This window comes from Micromonospora sp. C51 (genome assembly GCF_018070435.1).
Lineage (GTDB): Bacteria > Actinomycetota > Actinomycetes > Mycobacteriales > Micromonosporaceae > Micromonospora > Micromonospora sediminimaris.
The window spans coordinates 51,544-69,933 of the sequence record NZ_JAGPXQ010000002.1 but is presented as its reverse complement, the minus strand read 5'-3'; the positions used below and the strand labels follow the sequence as shown (position 1 = coordinate 69,933).

The following is an 18,390-nucleotide window of genomic DNA, read 5'->3' as shown; positions in this document are numbered from 1 at the left end:
ACTGGAGTCAGTCCACCTGATCCGCCACCTCCAGTGCCGCCCGGTAACCGACGTGCTGCACGACGATGTCCACGTCGAGTGCGGACTGCACTGCCCGGGCGACGTCCTCCCGGACCTTCGCTAGCGCCGTGGTGCCGAGGTCGATCAACCAGGCGCGCAGCAGCAACAGGCGGAGTTCTGAGGCGGCCAGTTCGGCGGCCTCCAAGCGGCCTGCCTGGTCGGCCCGGGCCAGCAGGTGGTCGGCGAGCACAGCCGGCGCTTCGAGGTCGCGGCCGATCAGGCACAGCACCAACCGATGCTGCTCCATCCGCGCGGCCAGCGCGTCGGCGACCAGCACCACCCCCGCTGACGCCCAGTGCCGTACCACCGGATTGTGCCGGCTCACCACCGCCATGAGTGGGCTCAGTTCGCGTCCGTCGGCTTGGCGGCGCAGTTCGAGCAGGTAGCTGGTGGTGAGCGCATGAAGCCGTCGTTGCGCACGCTGCACCGGACTGAGAGCGGCCACCCGCCGCACCCCGCCGGACAGTGGCCGCAGGGACTGCAGCGCCCGCTTGGGCGAGTCCTCGAACGCCTCCACCACATCCTGCTCCAACTCGGCGCGCTCCTCGGCGGTGAACACCTCGCCGGCGAGGAACTCGGCGAACGCGACCGTCTCCGCCAGATGGCCACGGGTCAGCCGGTATCCACGCGAAGCCGCGACGACAGTGGCCGCCACCGCGGGGTCGACCGACACGTCGCCACGCGGGAAGCCGCTCGCCTGCTCCAGCCAGTGCTCGGTGGCCAGCGGGGTACCGGCCCATCGGCGGGCGGCGTCGCCGCGGGCCTGCGCGGCGTCGAACATGGGTGTGGTGGCGCCTGCGGGCGCAGCGCTGACCTGTGTGGACATGGTGGCCTCCGGTATCCGGTGACGCGGTGGGTGCCGGACCGGGTGGCCCGCACATCCCGCATTCGCCGGCCGCCCGCTCCGCGGTTCCCGGCCCGGGTCGGGAACCGGTCCAGGCCGCCACGGCGAATCCCGGCTGTCGCGATCCTCGCCAAGGGACGCGTTGGGGGAAGGGGCCGGACGATGGCGTACGTCGGAATCGACAGTCAGGGCGCACGGACGCTGGGCGGGGTGCTGCGCGACACCGCGACCCGCGCGGAGGCGGTGCGGCGCCAGGTTGTCGGCGCGCTCAACCTCGCTGAGTTGACCAGCCAGGCACCGCTGCAACTCGCCCTCGTCCAGGACGGGTTCGCCACTCTGGGCACCGGTGTCATCGACAAGGCCGAGCTCGCCGAGCAGTTCGCGATCGACCCCCGGAGGGTCGCCACCGGCCTCGGCGCGACCACAGCCGAACTCGGCAGTGTGCTCGGCGCGCTGCTCGGCTTCGCCGGCCCACGGGATCTGCGGGCCATCCTCGTCGGCCTCGCCCCGGCCGGTACGAACACGGCGCTGGACGCGGCACTCGCTCGCCTGTCGCCGATGCTGGTGCCGGCGCTGCTGGCCGGACAGCGACCCGACCTCCCCGCCGAACTGCTTCCCGACCTGCGCGTGCTGGCCCTCGCGCTGGGCATCGAACACGTCGGACCTCCGGTGCCGCCGGTGGACAGGGAACAGCACGGCAGTGGCTTTCTCAGCCTGTTCCGGCGTCGAGCCGAGCCACGCACCACCGAGGTGTTCTGGCAGGACTTCTGGTCCGACGGCCGGACCGTCGACGACGTGCTCGCCGATCCGGAGCGACTGCTGGACTGGGTCGCCGGAACCGTCGACCTGGACCACAGGCTGGCCCGTGCGGCAGACCTCCCACAGCTGGGCGACGTGCTGGCCACGCACGATTTCGCCACCGCCGAGAGCGCACCGGCAGAGCTGGCCGCGAAGATCGCCGCGGCCGAGATCGAGTTCGCGGCGATCGCCGACTGGCTGCCCGCACATCTCGTCGGCCGGGACACCACCGCACCCGATGCCACTCAACTCACGCAGACCCTGGCCTTCGCCGCGCGGGTCGGCTGGACCGACCCCGGTGCCGCAGCCGCGACCGAGTCGGCCCGGTTCGCGGCGGCGATAGCGTTCCTACGCGCGAACCGGATGATGCAGAGCGCGCTACTGCCCACCGGATTCGAGGGCGACACCGACCCGACGGCGTTCTTCAACGAGGCTGGCATTGATCTCGTCCTGCGGCTCGGCCGTAAGGTTGGGGTGATCGACGAGTCGTACACCGTCGGCCTGGCCGGGCTCGTGGACCGGGCGTTGACCGGTGCCGGGGTCGATCCGAGCAGCGTGACACCCATCGAGCTGACCCAGCCGATCCAGCAGCAGCTCTTCGCGCTCGTCGCGAGTCAGATTCCCCGCTCGATGGCCGAGTCGCCGACCGTCCAGGCCCAGTTCGTGGGGGCGCTGAGCTACCTTCGGGGCGCGACCGACGGGCCGCAGTTGCGCGAGCGCGTCAACCGGGTCGTCGCGGCCTTCCGCTCCCTGGCCGTCGTCGGGGCTCCGGCGCTCACCGAACGCGAGCTGACCGCCGTGGTGGGTGCCAACGTGGTGGACGCGCTCGGCCGAGGTCGGCTGCGGCTGCGCAGCCGGGACGCGGTCGAGGGCAGCCCCGAGTTCCTGATCCTCGCCCGCCAGTGGGGCATTCCCGGTGGCCGCAGTCAGGACCTCGGCAAGTACAAGCTCAACGTCACCTTCGACGATCTCGGTGTGCTGACCGCCGTCAGCCGGCGGAAAAAGAAGAAGAAGGGTTTCCTGTCCCGGGTCTTCGACACCGTCAAGTCGATCGGCAAGGCCATCGTGACCGCCTGGAAGGACAACCCGTTCAAGGCGATCTTTCAGATCGGCAAGATCGCGCTCGGCGTCGCCAGTCTCGTCGTACCCGGTCTGCAGGCCGTCGGGATCGCCACCCTGGCGGTCAACGCGGTCGAAGCGGTGAGCCATGCCGTCGACGGCAACTGGCTGGGCGCCATCGGCGCGGGCCTGTCCGCCTTCACCGCCGGGGCAGACCTGCTGGGGGCGGCGGCCGGGGCGGCGAAGCTGGTGGGGCAGAGCAGCATCGTGGGCGATCTCTTCGACGCCGGCCCCACCCTGGACGTGCTGCGCAACGCCAAACGCGCCTTCGACATCGGTGCGTCGGTGTTCCAGGCGTCCCAGGCCAACACGGTGGTCGGTGCGATAACCGCGGGGCTCGGCGCGGCCGGCAGCGTCCTGGGCAATGGTGGGCCGCTGCTGGCGAGCCTCGACCTGATCGACAAGAGCTTCGCGGTCGACCTGGTGCGACTCGGTACGTCCGTACGGGACGTCGCCCGACTGGTGACCCCGGCAGCCGGCGTGATCCAGGCTCTCGACCGAGGCGACGCGCTGGCCGCGTTCGGCAACGGCCTCTCGGTGGTCTCCGCCGGGGCGGCGGCGCTGCTCAATCCCCGGGGCGTCCTCGGTGACCCGAAGACCGTCGCCGGAACGGCTTTCGACTTCGATCCCAAGACCCGGACCGACCTGGCCGACCTGGCCAAGGGCACCGGGATCGCGGCGAATCTGGCGCAGGCCATCTCCGCGGTCGACGCGGGGCGTCCGTTCGCCGCCGGACAGGCACTTGCCCAGGCGCTGCGGATCGTTCGCACCTCGCCGCCGGACGGGCCGGACGCGGCCCTGGTCGCGCAGCGCGTCGCCGAGGTGGGCGTCGTGCTGGAAGGGGTGTTCCGGGGCGTCGACCCGAGGCTGGCCGCCCCTGTGGTGCTGCAGCGGCTCAGCGACGTGCTCGGCTCGCTGCGGCCGGCCGGCGTACCCGGCAGTGCCGCCGCCGGGCGTGAGTCGCTCGCCCTGTTCACCGGCGCAGCCTCGACGTCCGCGGCGACCACCACGTTCGGCCCGCTCCCGGGATCGGCCGGCGAGGCTCCGCCGAGCGGCCCCGCGGTGGTCGGCACCCTGGCTGAAGCGGCCGGGGAGAGCAACCTGGCGGGCAGGGCCGGAACAGACGTCCTGGCGGGCGGAGCCGGGGCGGACACGCTCGGCGGCGGATTCGTCCTGGCACAGGCCACCGGCGGGCCGGCCGCCCGCCAGCCGACCATGACGCTGCCGGGCTCGACCACGCCGATACCACTGCAACCGGGAATGCAGTTCATCCCGCCCGGGGCGACGGTCGTGGGTCCCGACGGCACCGTGTACGGCGGCGACAGCGGACTGGGCCCGGATGCGAGCCCCGGCGCGATCAGCGTCCCGGGTGGCATGCCCCCCGCTCCGGGACGGCTCAAGCAGCTTCCCGGTGGCTACCTGCTATTCTTCCTCGACCGTCCCGAGGACATGCCGCTGAGCCGGCTGGACGACCTGGACGGCACGGGCATCGATGGCGGCGGTACCCGCCTGGCCAGTCTCGCCGGCGCGTCGCTGCTCAGCGGCCCTACCCGCAACCTGTTGCCCGGCGGGTCCACCAGCGACCTGCTTCTCACCGGCACCGCCAGTACCCAGGACACGCTGGGACGGATCGCCCTTCCCGAGGGTTTCGGCCGCGACCCGGACTCGCCGTTCTACGTTCCGGTGCCGGCCGAGCCACCGTTGCATCCCATCGGGCGGTTGTTCGTGCCGCCGGCTGACGGCCCGTCCCACATCTGGGCCGCGCCGCAGAACCCGGCGTTCGTCGCCAACCATGTCCTCGACGGCGGCTCACGGACCAAGGAGTCCATCCTCAACATCGTGGGCTGGGGCGCCTCCGCGCAGGGGCCCCACAACGCGTCCGAATCGGTCTATGTGGGTGTCCGCAACGGAGTGCTGCTGATCGACAACGACACGGCCCCGGTGGATGGTCTCACCATCGGCGGCATGGCCGGCTTCTCCTACCAGGCAGGCCCCTACGGCCTGGTCAGCTCGATCGCCGGCGAGGTGAATCTCGGCCCGCTCCTGGACCTACGGCTGCCCACCCTCGCCCTCGACGGGATGGCCGCGGTGAACATCCCGTTCATCGGTGCGGTCGGGTTCCGGGCCAACAGCGACGGGTTCCGGCTCGCCGAGCAGAGCGACTTCGCCGAAGGCCTGGCGACCGGCGGGGGCGCAATGGTCAGCGTCAAGTATCCGGTCAGCGGTGAGCTCGCGGTGGAGCGCATCGCCGAACTCGCCGGCGTGTCCACGGCGGACGTGCTCGTCGCCCAGCACGCACCACCGGGGAGCCTGCTGGCATTCGACGTGCGGGACGAGTTCCGCTCACCGTTCGAGCCCACGTTCGCGGACCGACCCGGTTTCCCGGACCCGGACATCGGGTCCGCGGCGGCCCTCGACCTCGACGGCGGCCTGCCGGACGGCTTCTCCGTCGATCCGGGCGGCACGTACGCGCCGCCGCCGGACGACCTGTACCGCTACGGCACCGCGGGATCGACGGACCTGGCCGGCTGGGATGACGTGTCCGAGCACGAGCTGCCCGATCTCTATCACACCGCGTACGACACGATGATCGGCCTCGGGGCACCCGAGGGCACCACCGTCGACTTCGGACACGAGGACGATTTCTGGGCGCAGACGCTGCCCTCAGCGACCTTCGACGACGGGGCGCCGGCGCTGCTGGGACCGGCGTTCGATGCGATGGCCTGGGATCCCCACCTGGAGCCGGTGCCCGGGATCGCCATCGGCTACGACGAGTTCACGCCGCTCGACCTGGAAGCCGACGACGGCTGGTCGGACTGGTGAGCGAGGGAACCGAAACGGTACCTGGCGGCGAATGCAGACGACCGAGGCGACACCGGTCGCCCGGGAAGACCACATCGGGAGGTAGCAGTCATGAACGTCGGAATGCTCGGCGGCGACGTCGCCCAGATCCAGCAGCACGCCATCGCGTACCGCAGTCTCGGTGACAGTCTCGCCGCCTGTGGTGGCAACGTCGTCTCGACGACGGACAGTGCGGTCGCCGGTCTCCAGGAGCAGATCACCAACGCCCAGACCGCCGTGGTCTCGGCGCTGCTGGCGGTCAGCCAGGAGTCCCGCTCGGTGACCACGAGCTTCGGCGGCGTCCAGTGGACCGGCGCCAACCGGGCCCAGGCCGAAGAGGTCGGCGTGGAGCTCGACGCACGGGTCAACGAGACGACGGCCCGGGTACAGGAGATCTTCGAGACCTTCCGGGCCGACCTCGCCCGGCTCGGTGGGGAACTGAACGACGTGGCCACCCAGTTCAACGCCGTCGCGGTGGCGGCCGGCGAGTCGGCCGGGTCGCTGGGACAGGCGATGGACGCGCAGGCCGTCCAGCTCGACGAGATCATGAACACCGGGATCACCCGGGTCTGAGTGGTGGGTCGCCGTGCCGGGGGCCGGGGTGGGTACGGACGCCCCGGCCCCGCACGGGTGGCCCGGCACCCGCGCCGGAAGGGAGCGTCGAAGTGCCATTCGCGGAGGACTACGAGGCTGCGGCAACCGTCCTGGACGCGGCGGCCCAGATGGCCGGCACGCTCATGGAGCCCACCCGGGAAGCGATCGGCGCAGGCTCCATGATCGGTGGCCAGTTGACCACCATCGTGACGGACGAACTGGACGCCGCGGCCACCATCCTCGATCAGGTCGCCACGGAGCTGACCCAGCTCGCCGTCACCTGCCGGGAGCGCGCCGAAACCTGTCGCGAGGTCGCGGCGGCCGAACGCGACTACACCGTCGCGTACGAGGAGTACCGCACCGAGTTGCGGGACCGGCAGGGGCAGCCGGAGTCGGGCGATCCGCCCGCGGCACCCCAGCCTCCACCGGCACCACCGTCGTGGGCCAACCATTGAACGAACGCCCGAAGCTGTCCCGCTGGCGCGGTCACCGGTAGTGGTGGACCGCGCCAGTCTGTTGTGGTCAGGAGCCCAGCGCCGCCGTCATCACCACCAGGCCGGACGGGGTCGGCGGCGCTCCCTCGCTCTGGAGGGTGACGCTGAAGGTGGTGTAGTCGGCGATGTCCACGCCACTCCACAGCTCGATGGGTACGCCGCTGCGGCGCTCGTGGAACGACCCGATCGGTACGGTGCCGCGCGGTCCCTTGAGCCACGCCGCATAGTAGGAGCCCGGTGCCGCAGCGGGCAGCCCGACCGGCTCCAGCACCACGGACGCTCCCGACGGGGTGTCCACGACTGACACCGTGCCGCGTGCCTCCGGAGCCAGGTTCGTGCCGGCGGCGACGTAGACGTCGGCGCGCGGTTGCGGGTCGAGCATCCGGTCGACGGCCAGAACACCTGCGGTGAACAGCGCGGCACCGAGGGCGGCGGCGGGCAGCGCCCAGGTGAGCCGGCCCATCCGGGGACGCCACTGCGCCGGATGCCACCAAGGCGGGCCGGGGTCCGCCGATGGTACCGGGGTGGCCGGGCCGCCGGCCGGCGGCTCCGGCACGGGTACCGGGTCGGGCACGGACACCGACTCAGACACGGGCAGCGGCTCGGGCGCCGGGTCGGTTACCCGCTGCTCGTCGGCGTGCGCCCGCACCCGGCTCAGGATGCTGTCCCGAAGTGCCGGCGGTGGACCGGAGGCCCAGGTGGTCTCGGCCCGCAACTCGGTGACCACGGCGGCCAGCAGAGCCGGGTCGGCGCTCTGCGCCGCCGCCTTCTTCCGCCCGGGGGTGCGCCTCGCGTGCCGATCGAGGTGCCCGGCCAGCATGTCCACGAACTGATCGTCTGCGCCCCCGTCGGTCTGTGGTGCGGTGCTCACCCGTCACTCCTCCCCTCACTGCCCGCTTTACCGATTGTTGTTCGTCCCCCGGTACCGGTCTGGTTCGCGCCGTCGTCCAGTTGCGGAGGATCCCGCACGTGGGCCAGCAGTTCGGCCAGCCGCCGGTGCGCCCGGTGCGAGCGCGACTTGACCGTGCCCAGTGGTAGGTCCAGCCGTTGGGCGATCTGCGCGTGGGTCAGGTCGTCGAAGAACGACAGCCGGATGATCTCTCGCTCGTGGTCGGCGAGCTGACGCAACGCCTCCTGTACCTTCCAGGACAACCATGCCACGTCCAGATCGGGTGCCTCCACCACCGCGTCCTGCTCGGCCTCGTGACCACCCCGGGTGGGTCGCAACTCGCGCCGGATCAGGTCCAGCGCCGTGTACCGCGCGATGGTCAGCAGCCACGGGCCGAGATCCCGCTCCGGGTCGTACGTCGACGCGGAGTTCCACGCGCGGATGAACGTCTCCTGGAGCGCTTCCTGCGCGAGGTGGTCGGCGCGGGTAACCGTCATGGCGACGGCCCACACCGAACGCGAGTAACGGTCGTAGACCTCGCCGAGCGCGTCGGCGTCCCCCGCCTGAAAACGCACGAGTACGGCCGGCGACAGCTCACGCCGCCCGTCCCCCGTGTCCCGTGGTTCCGCCGACGAGCCGGACACGGCTGTCGCACCCGGCACAGATCTTTCGGCCACCGATCCACGATACGCAATTGATCGCGGATCGTGAATCTGCCGAATCTCGCGTTGGCGGGAACCACAGGCGTGCCCGACGGCGAACCGTGGTCATGAGGCTCCGCGTCCACATCGAAGAGCAGCAGCCGCTCCCCCACCGGGCCGGCCCACGATTCGGCACCCGTGACGTCTGCCTGGTCACCGCCGCCCCGGACGTCACCGTCAGTGAACTGCTCGACCACCTCGTCGGACCGCTCACCGCCCGGGTCGCAACCGGCGAGCTGGCCATCGAGGTGGACGGCGTGGGAGTTCCCGCCGACAGCCTGCTCGCGGACCTGCCGTTGTGGGCCGGTTCGGAACTGAGCGTACGGCCGGCGGCGCCGGGCCGATCGGACGGCGGGCGGGCGGGGCGGCCCGTCGTCGAGCTGAGCCGGCTGGCCGGGCCGGACAGTGGCCAGAGCATCGCACTCGACCACGGCACGTTCGCGATCGGACGCAGCCGGCAGGCCGGAGTGGATTTCGGTGCCGTCACCCGACCGTTGGTGCACATCGAGACCACCAACCAGCTGCGGGTCACCGCCACGGTTGTCGACGACAGCTGCCTCGTACGGGTGGACGGACGGGACCTCACCGACGACGAGTCCGACGCCGAACTGCGCGACGGCAGCTACCTGCGGCTCGGCGACACGGCCTTCCGGGTGGCGCCTCCGGCCGACCTGGCTGCGCCCCCGTCGTGGCCCGCGCCGTCGACCGGCGAGGCGACCGGGGGCCGCGAACCGCTGATCCGTACGCCCCGGGTGGCCAGCACCGCGCCGGCCGAGCAGGTGCCCGTGCCGGCCGCGCCGGCGCCCGTGTCCGTACCCGCGCCGTTGTCCTGGCTGCTGCTCATCGCGCCGCTGCCCATCGGTGTGGTGATGGCCTTCGTGTTCAGCCCGTTCTTCCTGGTCATGGTCGCGATGACGCCGTTGATGGCGCTGGCCCGCTGGGTCGAGTCCCGGCACCGCGCCAAGAAGGACACCATCCGGTTGGACAGGGAGTCGGCGGCGGCCGTACAGCGGTTCGGCACCGACCTGGACGCCACGCGCACAGCGGTGGCCGCAGCGGCCCGCGCCGGCTATCCGGGCCTGGCCGGTCTGGTCCGCCGGGCGGTGTCGGGTCGAGGTCTGTGGGAGGTGCGCCCGGGCGACGCGGACGAGCTGCGGGTGGTGGTCGGCGTGGGTAGCCGCCCCTGGCTTCCGGAGCTGGGCCGGCGTGGCGCCGAGGAGTTGGCGGGACGGCCGGAGCTGAGCGAGGCGCTCGCCGAACGGTCCTGGTTGCCGGACGTACCCGTCCACGTCAACCTGCGGGACCGTTCAGGGCTGGGTGTGGTCGGCGCCGGTACCGCCGCGCGCAGCGCGGTCGCCGCGGTCGTGCTGGATCTGGTCACCCGGCACGGACCGGCTGACCTGGCACTGGCCCTGGTGGTGCAGCCGGACCGGCTGGCCGGGTGGGACTGGCTGAAGTGGCTGCCGCACCTCAGCGGTGACGACGGGACGCTGCGGGTCGCCTCCGACGCGGCCGCCACCGAGCAACTACTCACCCGACTGGCGGCCGACACCGCACCGCCGTCTCGCACCGCACTCATGGTGGAGGGCGGGGCCAGCACGGGCGGGACCGACGCCACGCACACCGTCGTCGTGGTGGACGGCGATGACCTGTTGAGCGGTCGGGTGGCCTCGATGCTGGGCCGGCTCGCCCGCGGCAGCGGCCGAACGCTTGTGGTGAGCGGGCGCACGGAACGACTGCCTTCGGTGTGCCAGTGCTTCCTCGAACTGGCGCCGGACGGCACCGCCGACCTGACCGACGCGGTCACCGGCGAGCGGACGTCGGGCCTGCTCGCCGTGCGGGCCGCCGAGCAGGTGTGCGGGCCGGCAGCACGCGCACTGGCCCGGTGGACCGACCCGGAGCAGGCGGCCGCGGCGGCCCTGCTGCCGGCCCACGCCCGCCTGGTGGACCTGCTGCGGACCGTGCTGTCCGGCCCCAACGGGCTGGGACGGCCGGTCGAGGAGCTCGACCCGTTGTCGATAGGCGAGTGGTGGCGACACGGCATCTCCGGGATGCAGGCCACCATCGGGATGACCGAACACGGTCCGTTGACCTTGGACCTGCACAGCGACGGGCCGCACGGTCTGGTGGTGGGCACCACCGGCGCGGGCAAGAGCGAGTTCCTGCGTACGGTGGTGGCGTCGCTGGCGTGCGCACACTCGCCGGACGCGCTCACCTTCCTGCTCGTGGACTTCAAGGGCGGCGGCGCCTTCGATGCCTGCGCCTCGCTGCCGCACACCGTCGGGCTGGTCACCGACCTCGACGAACACCTGGCCGCGCGGGCGCTGCGCTGCCTGCGGGCCGAGTTGCGGCACCGGGAACGACGCCTACGGGAAGCCGGTGTCAGCGACATCGTCGACCTGGTGGCCCCCGACCCGCCGCTGCCGCGGCTGCTCATCGTGATCGACGAGTTCGCCACTCTCGCGGTCGAGCTACCCGGCTTCCTCGGTGCGCTTGTCGACGTGGCGCAGCGGGGCCGCAGTCTCGGCATCCACCTGCTGCTGGCGACGCAGCGCCCGCAAGGGGTGGTGGACGGCAAGATCCGGGCGAACACGAACCTGCGGGTGGCGTTGCGTGTCCAGGACGAGGCGGACTCCCGTGACGTGCTGGGCACCCGGCAGGCCGCCGACATCGACCGGCGCCGGCCCGGCCGCGCCTACGTCCGGCTCGGCGCCGGCGAGGTTGTCGGGGTGCAGACCGCGTTGGTGTCCGCGGCGACCCGACGAGGACAGCGCGAACGAATCGAGATCGCCCCGTTCGCGCTGCTGGCCGATCAGGAGGCGGGTGTGCCGGAGGACCAGCCGGAAGGCGTACCGACAGATCTTGAAAGGCTGGTGAGCGTGATGGCGGAGGCCGCCGAGCGGGGTGGTTACCCCCGCCCTCGGGTGCCCTGCCCGCCGCCGCTGCCGCACGAGGTCGACGCCTGGCGCCTGGCGACCGACCTCGACGCCACAACCGACGGGCCCGCTCCGGTCCCGCTCGGCCTCGTGGACCTGCCTGACGAACAGCGCTCCGACGTGTGGTGCTGGGCGCCGGAAGCGGGCGGGACGTTGGTGCTCGGCGCCGACGCGGCCGCCACCTGCGCGGTGCTCGCCACCGCCTGCCTGTCACTGGCGCGCCACCGCGCCCCCGACCGGCAGCGGATCTTCGTGCTGGAGGGCCTCGGCACCGGCCTGGGGGCGCTGGCCGGTCTGCCGCACGTGAGCGCCGCAGTCGGTGTCGATGACGGTGAGCGGCTCGCCCGGGTACTCGACCAGGTGGATGCCGAGATCGCCCACCGTCGCGCGAGCCGGAGCGGCGGGCCTGACGTCCTGCTCGTCGTGGCCGGCTGGGACGCGCTGATCGAAGGGGCCGAACGGGCCGGCGTCGGTGAGAGCGGCGCACGATTGGAGCGGATGCTTCGCGACGGCGCACCCGTCGGGATCCGGCTGCTCATCTCGGCGTCGCACGACCGTGGCGTACCCGGCCGGGTGCTCGCCCAACTGCCCACGAAGCTCTGTCTGCGCCTGGCAGATGCCAACTCGTACACGGGACTGGGGCTGCGGGCGCGGGATGTGCCCGAGCTGACCGGCCTGCGGGCCATCGACCTCCAGACCCGACGCGAGATCCAGATCGGGCGCTACGGCGACGCGCTGCCGGGGGCGCTCGCCGACGCGGTTGCCCGGGTCGCCGCCGGCTACCCGGATGCGGTTCCCGCGCCCACCGTCACGGTGCTGCCCGAGGTGGTGCCCGCCGGCGAGGTGCTGTCCTCGTCGACAGCGGCCGGACCGGTCTGGCGGCTCGGGATCGGCCGGCACTACCGCGACCTCAGCGTCGCCACGCTCGCGCTCGGCCCGGGCATGCACGCGGTGGTGGCGGGCCCCGCCGGCAGTGGGCGCACAGGTGCGCTGCGCCTGCTCGCCGCCGCCGCCCGCGCCAGCGCACCCGACGCCCGCGTGCTGGTGGTGGCCGCCGACCCGGACGCCTGGACCGGTACCCCGGGCACCGAGGTGGTCGGCTCCTTCAGTGGGCTGACCAGCCAGCCGAGCACGGGGCGGGCGCTGCTGCTGGTCGACGGAATCGAGTCGCTGCCCGACTCCGGACCGGCTCTGGACCGGCTGCTGCCGGGCCTGCCGGCCGGCGTTCACGTTGTCGTCGCCGGCCGGACCGACGCCTTCCGCGGCATGCAACCGTGGCAGCGGGCGGTGACCATGTCGCGCACCGGGCTGCTGCTGCGCCCCGCGCCGGACGACGGCGAGGTGCTCCGGGTCCGGCTGCCGCGTGAGGCCCCACCCCGACCGCTACCGGGACGCGGCTATCTGGTGGAAGCCGGCGGATTGGCCCAGATCCAGGTCGCCTTCCTGGATCAGCCACCACCCGGCGCACGGCTGGCCATGCCGGTCGGGGTGTTCGCAGGGGAGGCACGATGAACAGTCAGTCGACGTACGGGGTGGGGGTCTGCCTGACCGGGCACGGTGTCGTGGTCGCGGTGGTCCGCGGAGATCCGATGCGGCTGGCCGCGGTCGCCGAGGTCACCGGCAGCCCGGCGGGGGCGAGACCGCTGTCGCGGCGGCTGGCCCGCGCCCGGCGGCAGCTCGGCCTACCGCGCTGGTGCCCGACATCCATGGTGGACGGGCTGGATGGAACGGGCGATCCGGGGAGAGCCGGCGGTCGGCACGGTCCGGGCGGGTCGACGACTTCACGGCCGGAGTTCGCCGCGCTGCTCGCCCGCGCGGGATTCCTGCCGACCGCGGTGCGGGCACCGGCGCACCTCGCCCAGCTGCGCAACAACGTCGATCTGGGCGTCGGGGTAACCGTCGACCGGCGACTCGTCGAGGCGATCGCGGACGAGGCCCACGGGTGGGCGACGGCTGCGGCCCTCAGCGCCTTCCCGGAGGCGGGCAGTTCCGGCCACGGGGATCGACAGACAGTTCCTGACGACTGTGGCAGTGATGCCGGACAATGGGAAGGCCGCACAGCGGAGACCGGATGGGCCGTGCAGCGCGTGAGCGCGTCCGGTGAGCGCGAGCAGCAGACGGAGGAGACGCCATGCGTATCCCGACGAGAGGTGTGAAGGTCACCGTGGCCGCCGGCGAACGGCGGCCGAGGTCACAGGTGTACCGCTGGCTCATCATCGGGCTGGCCTGGGTCCTCGCCTCCGCTGCCGTGCTGGTGGGCTCGCGGTACGCGGTGGGCGCCTGGGTCGGCGACCCCGGGACCGTCCCGGCGACCGTACTGGACGCCCGCTCGTTCGGCGACGCCTCAGCACCTGTCACGGATCGGGCGGTTGCCGGCTCCGCCCGCCTGATCCCGGTGCGGCCACAGGTACTGCTCGACTCGCGCGAGGTCGGCGCGCTGCCCGCCGGCGTGGACGTGACGGTGCCGATGCCCGAGACGACCGCCGGCACCAGGGTCGTGCTTGTCGAGATCTCGATCCTGGCCGCCAAGGGCCCCGGCGAGGTCACCGTCGGCCAGGGCACCGACCGGACGGTCGTGTTGCGGGTACCGAAGGCCGGCGCGCAGCTGTCCGCCACCGTGGTGGCCCACCTCGCCCCCGACGGCGACCTGCGGGCCAGCACCACCAGCGGCGGAGATCTGCTGGTACGCCTGATCGGCGTGTTCGAACCGGCGGAGCGCTCCGACGCCGGCCGCATCGTGGCGGTGCCGCCCGCCCGGGTGGTGACCCTGGTGCCCAGGACCGACGGGAAGAGAGCCCGCGTCGCCCTCGCCGAGGTCCGGCAACTCGCCGACGCCGGCCCGATCTCGGCGGTGATCCTGCGGGTCTCCGCCGACGTCGGGTCGAAGGGCGGGCTCGTCTCCGCCGGGACGCGCGCCGGTGATCTGAACCAGACCGTCTACTGGTCGGCCACCAGCGGCACCGACCGCACCCGCAGCGGACTCATGGTCATCCCGGTCAGTGACGGGTCGGTGCACCTACGGTACGAAGCGGGCACGGAAATGCGAGCCGACCTGGTCGGCTACGTCACTGGCACCGGGGCGCCCGAATCCACCGAAGGACTTGTGGTTCCCGTTCCGCCACACACCCCCGAGCCGGTACGCGCCACCGAACGGTCCGATGTCGAGATCCCACTGGGCACCACGGAAACGCTCGCGAACGTACCGGTGGACCGCATCGCGGCGGCGCTGGTGACCGTTACCGCCACGGGCGACGCCGAGGGCGGGGTGAAGGTAGGGGGCAAGCCGACCCTGACCGCCTCGAAGGGCGTTGCGCGCTCGGCGCTGACTCTCGTCGAGACGCCACAGGCGAGGGTGCGGGTCCAAAGCGCCGTGGCCGGCACCGTGGCCGTCACGCCACACGCCCTGGTGCTGACCGGCTGACAGATGAAAGCGCATCCCCACCGCCGACGCAGAGAGGCGAACTCTCCAGACGCGGCGTGATCACGGCGAGGCCGCCGAGAATCCTGCAACAAACCTGCACATCGCTGGGCTTGTCTTGTCGGCAAGCGCTTTCCTAGCCTGGTGTTGCATCGATGTTTCGCTCTATAGCCAGGCTGGTGACACGAACATGTAGCCACTCTGCGGTGTCGGGCTGTGCAGGGGACGCCTCGCACCGTGCTCACTCCCGAGGAGACGAACAGTGAGAACTACAGTGCGACAAAGGCTGCTCGCCGGCGGCACCGCCGTGGCCGCCGCAGCGGCCGTCGCCTCGGCGCTGCCGGTGTCCCAAGCGTCCGGCTCGGCCGACGGTTTCGCCGCCGCGTCGGTAAGCGCCAACGCGACGAACCTCAGTCTCGGGGCCGGCGCCGACGGCTCCAGCAAGGCCAGCGGCACCAGCTACGGCAATGTGATCGACGGCGACATGGGCAGCTACTGGTCGCCGACCGGCACGACCGGTCGCATCTCCGTCAAGTGGGGCACCGCCACCACTGTGGCCTCGGTGAACATCCGGGAGGCGGCCGGCGCGGTCGGTGTCGTCGGCTCCTGGCGACTCGTCAACAACGACACCGGCGCCACCCTGGCCAGTGGTGCCGGGGCCGGGGTCATCAACTTCCCCGCCACCTCGCTGAGAAAAATCAACTTCGAGATCACCGGCGCGAGCGGCACGCCGAGGATCGCCGAGTTCGAGACGTACGCCTCAGGTGCGACGCCCGGGCCGACCACCCCGCCGCCGACGACCGGGCCGACCACCCCGCCACCGAGCACGCCCCCACCGACCAGCCCGCCCCCGCCGTCGAGCGGCACCCTGTACGTGGCGCCGACCGGCACCGACAGCGCGCCCGGCACGCTTGCGAACCCGACGACGCTCACTTCCGCGATCACCCGGATTCCCGCCGGCGGGACGATCTTCCTGCGCGGCGGCACCTACCGCCACTCGCAGACCATCACCATCGCTCAGGGCAACAACGGCACGTCGAGCGCGCGCAAGAACATCTTCGCGTACGCGGGTGAGACCCCGATCCTGAACTTCTCGGCGCAGAGCGAGGACCCGGCGAACCGGGGCCTGGCGGTGGGCGGATCGTACTGGCACATCCGCGGCATCATCGTCGAGCGGGCCGGCGACAACGGCATCCTGCTGGCCGGCAACAACAACATCATCGAGCGTACGATCACCCGCCACAACCGGGACTCGGGGCTGCAACTCTCGCGGCTGGTCGCCAACGCGCCCCGCGACCAGTGGCCCTCCAACAACCTCGTGGTGAGCACGGTGTCGCACGACAACGTCGACTCCGACGGCGAGGACGCCGACGGTTTCGCCCCGAAGCTCACCGTCGGCCCCGGCAACGTCTTCCGTTACACGGTGGCCCACAACAACATCGACGACGGCTACGACCTCTACACCAAGAGCGACACCGGGGCCATCGGCGCGGTGACCATCGAGTCCTCCCTCGCCTACACCAACGGCACTCTGAGCAACGGTGGTCAGGCCGGCAACGGTGACCGCAACGGATTCAAGCTCGGCGGCGAGGACATCGCGGTGAACCACACCATCCGCGGCAACATCGCCTACAACAACGGCAAGCACGGGTTCACCTACAACCGCAACCCCGGCACGATGACGGTGTCGAACAACGCCAACATCGGCAACGCCGAGCGCAACTTCAACTTCGACGGCGGCTCCTCCGTGTTCCGCAACAACACCTCGTGCAACGGCGGCTCGAACGACCGGATCATCGGCAACTCCGACAGCTCGAACCAGTTCTGGTCCGGCACCAACGGATCCCGGTGTTCCTCGTACACCGGCGCTCTGGGCTGGTCCTTCGCCTCCGACGGTCGGCTGGTCGTGACCTTCGGCGGCCGAGTCGTCACCCCGTAACGAGCGCAGCCGATGCCGGCGTCACCGCCGAGGTGACGCCGGCATCGGCTCTGGTCCACCGCGCCAACGCTCGCTGCGGTCCGAAACAGTGCCGGCGATCCATGACGGACCCTCATCAGGGCGTGCGTTGACCTCGATGAGCGGTTGCTGGATCTCATCAAGACGTCGTTGCCTGAGCGGTAAGCCAACCGTGCAGCGTCGTGGCCAGTTGTACGGGCTGGTCAAGCTGCACCAAATGACCCGCCCCATCGATCAATTTGAGTTGGGCGCCGGGGATGAGTTCTGCCAGCCGGTGAGCGCGGTCGACAGGGATCCACCTGTCGTTCCTGCCCCACGTCACCAGCACGGGCAGGTCGAGACCTGGATAGAGTTCTTGAATCTCGTCTGTATAGGCCTGTTCCGCCTGGGCGATCTGTCGGTAGAACGCGGCCTGCCCCTCGGCACCAAGCCAAGGCGAAACGAGAGCCTCCATCTGCCCGGTCGTGAGACCAACGTGGCTAGCTCCGGCGATGTAGGCCCGGAGTGCCCCTTCGTGTACGACGCCGGGAAGCGCGCTGAAAGCGTCTGCCTGCTCGCGCACAAGCCGAAAGAAGTCCGACCCCCAAGGAGCCAGCGCCACCACGTCGACCAGCGCCAACGATGCGAACGCACAGCCGTGCAGGAGGAGAGCCCTCAGCGCAACGGCACCGCCGTAGTCATGGGCAACGACGTGGGGGGACTGCAAATCCCAATGCGCGACAAGATCAGTCAGGAGCTCACCCTGGACGTCCAGTGACACTCGGTGATCTGGGGACTTCGAGGACTGCCCGTAACCGGGCATGTCCCAAAGATGAACCCTGAACCTGTCGCTCAGCGCCTCGGCGTAGGGGGCCCACAACTGAGAGGACCACGGAGTTCCATGGCAGAAAACCACATCGGGCCCGGCACCCGTCCGACACCATCGAACTTCACGTCCCCGCCACTCGAACTTTTCCGTCAGGTCCATCCGGCCAACCCTGCCAGACAGGCGCGCTCCCTGACATCCACTCACAGCCGCTTACGGCGGCACTCCGGCAACCGCTCCTGGCGCCTGCCGAGCGCGCCGTGTGACGGAGGTCCATCGTTGCCTGCGCTGGTGGACCGGACGACTACCAACTGCCGTCTTCCCGTCAAGTAGCCGGTGTGGGTGGGTGAGCCGCAGATTTCAGGTGGCGGTAGACGCTGGCTTGAGACGCTTTCGCTCGACAAGGCTTGTTGCTGTCACCACACTCAGCGGCGGCACGTCCTTCGCGACGACGGTGCCCGCGCCGACGACCGAGCCCCGACCGATTGTCACTCCCGGAGTGACCGTGGCCGCGGCGCCGATCCACACGTCGTCCTCGATGACGATGGGCGCGTGTGTGATGAAGTCGTACCGCTCGTCAAGCTCGACCGGGTGGCCGGCCGTGGTCAAAGTGACTCGGGGACCGATCAGGACCCGGTCACCGATGGTGATGCCCCCGTAGTCGAGGAAGAAGCATCCCTGGTTGATGAACACGCGCTCGCCGAACGATGCGCCAAGCCCGTAGTCGCAGTAGAACGGAGGCAGGATCGACAGCGAGTCAGGGATGGTCCGGCCGAAGATCTCGGTGAGCAACGTCCGGCGCGCGTCGAGGTCGTCGAACGGCAGCACGTTGAGGCGCGAGGTCAGGTCCATGACGAGCGGTACGCGCTGCGCGAAGGCTCGGGACTCGGGCGTCCGTGTTCGTAGCCGTTCCTCGTTGCGCACGAGACGATCC

At 71.3% G+C, this 18,390-nt stretch carries 12 protein-coding genes; 7 read left to right on the top strand and 5 right to left on the bottom strand.

Annotated elements, in window-relative coordinates:
* Positions 1-7: 7 nt before the first annotated feature.
* A complete protein-coding gene (locus KBX50_RS03255; RefSeq protein ID WP_210934532.1) occupies positions 8-886 on the bottom strand; it encodes a hypothetical protein in 879 nt (292 codons plus the stop codon).
* 180 nt (positions 887-1,066) lie between these two features.
* Between KBX50_RS03255 and KBX50_RS03250 the strand changes: the two genes are divergently transcribed.
* The 3 genes from KBX50_RS03250 (at position 1,067) to KBX50_RS03240 (ending at position 6,711) form a co-directional block, all read left to right on the top strand.
* Positions 1,067-5,644 (top strand): hypothetical protein, encoded by a 4,578-nt coding sequence (locus tag KBX50_RS03250; protein WP_210934529.1) that lies wholly within the window; start codon positions 1,067-1,069, stop codon positions 5,642-5,644.
* A 90-nt stretch (positions 5,645-5,734) separates the two neighbouring features.
* Positions 5,735-6,235, top strand: a complete 501-nt coding sequence (locus KBX50_RS03245) for a hypothetical protein (protein ID WP_210934527.1) — start codon at positions 5,735-5,737, stop codon at positions 6,233-6,235.
* A gap of 92 nt (positions 6,236-6,327) precedes the next feature.
* The gene (locus KBX50_RS03240; protein WP_210934524.1) at positions 6,328-6,711 is read left to right on the top strand and encodes a hypothetical protein; all 384 of its coding nucleotides are present in this window, start codon (positions 6,328-6,330) and stop codon (positions 6,709-6,711) included.
* Positions 6,712-6,778: 67 nt separating this feature from the next.
* On the opposite strand, the gene KBX50_RS03235 is transcribed toward KBX50_RS03240, so the two are convergent.
* Both KBX50_RS03235 and KBX50_RS03230 read right to left on the bottom strand, forming a co-directional pair.
* Entirely contained in the window at positions 6,779-7,621 is an 843-nt protein-coding gene (locus KBX50_RS03235) for an anti-sigma factor (RefSeq protein ID WP_210934522.1), read from the bottom strand.
* Positions 7,618-8,316, bottom strand: coding sequence for an RNA polymerase sigma factor (locus tag KBX50_RS03230; RefSeq protein WP_210934520.1), 699 nt, complete (start codon positions 8,314-8,316; stop codon positions 7,618-7,620). Before KBX50_RS03230 ends, KBX50_RS03235 begins: the two co-directional genes overlap by 4 nt.
* A 92-nt stretch (positions 8,317-8,408) precedes the next feature.
* On the opposite strand from KBX50_RS03230, the gene KBX50_RS03225 reads away from it, so the two are divergent.
* The 4 genes from KBX50_RS03225 (at position 8,409) to KBX50_RS03210 (ending at position 16,633) form a co-directional block, all read left to right on the top strand.
* Positions 8,409-12,788, top strand: a complete 4,380-nt coding sequence (locus tag KBX50_RS03225) for an FtsK/SpoIIIE domain-containing protein (protein ID WP_210934519.1) — start codon at positions 8,409-8,411, stop codon at positions 12,786-12,788.
* The gene (locus KBX50_RS03220; protein WP_210934518.1) at positions 12,785-13,432 is read left to right on the top strand and encodes a hypothetical protein; all 648 of its coding nucleotides are present in this window, start codon (positions 12,785-12,787) and stop codon (positions 13,430-13,432) included. Before KBX50_RS03225 ends, KBX50_RS03220 begins: the two co-directional genes overlap by 4 nt.
* Positions 13,408-14,697, top strand: a complete 1,290-nt coding sequence (locus tag KBX50_RS03215; RefSeq protein ID WP_210934517.1) for a hypothetical protein — start codon at positions 13,408-13,410, stop codon at positions 14,695-14,697. Before KBX50_RS03220 ends, KBX50_RS03215 begins: the two co-directional genes overlap by 25 nt.
* 259 nt (positions 14,698-14,956) lie before the next feature.
* The gene (locus tag KBX50_RS03210; RefSeq protein ID WP_307870821.1) at positions 14,957-16,633 is read left to right on the top strand and encodes a right-handed parallel beta-helix repeat-containing protein; all 1,677 of its coding nucleotides are present in this window, start codon (positions 14,957-14,959) and stop codon (positions 16,631-16,633) included.
* A 157-nt stretch (positions 16,634-16,790) separates the two neighbouring features.
* Here KBX50_RS03210 and KBX50_RS03205 read toward each other — a convergent pair whose 3' ends face one another.
* Positions 16,791-17,618: an alpha/beta fold hydrolase gene (locus tag KBX50_RS03205; protein WP_210934516.1), complete on the bottom strand. Its 828-nt coding sequence runs from the start codon at positions 17,616-17,618 to the stop codon at positions 16,791-16,793.
* A gap of 198 nt (positions 17,619-17,816) precedes the next feature.
* Positions 17,817-18,284: a sugar O-acetyltransferase gene (locus KBX50_RS33205; RefSeq protein WP_307870820.1), complete on the bottom strand. Its 468-nt coding sequence runs from the start codon at positions 18,282-18,284 to the stop codon at positions 17,817-17,819.
* Positions 18,285-18,390: the final 106 nt, after the last annotated feature.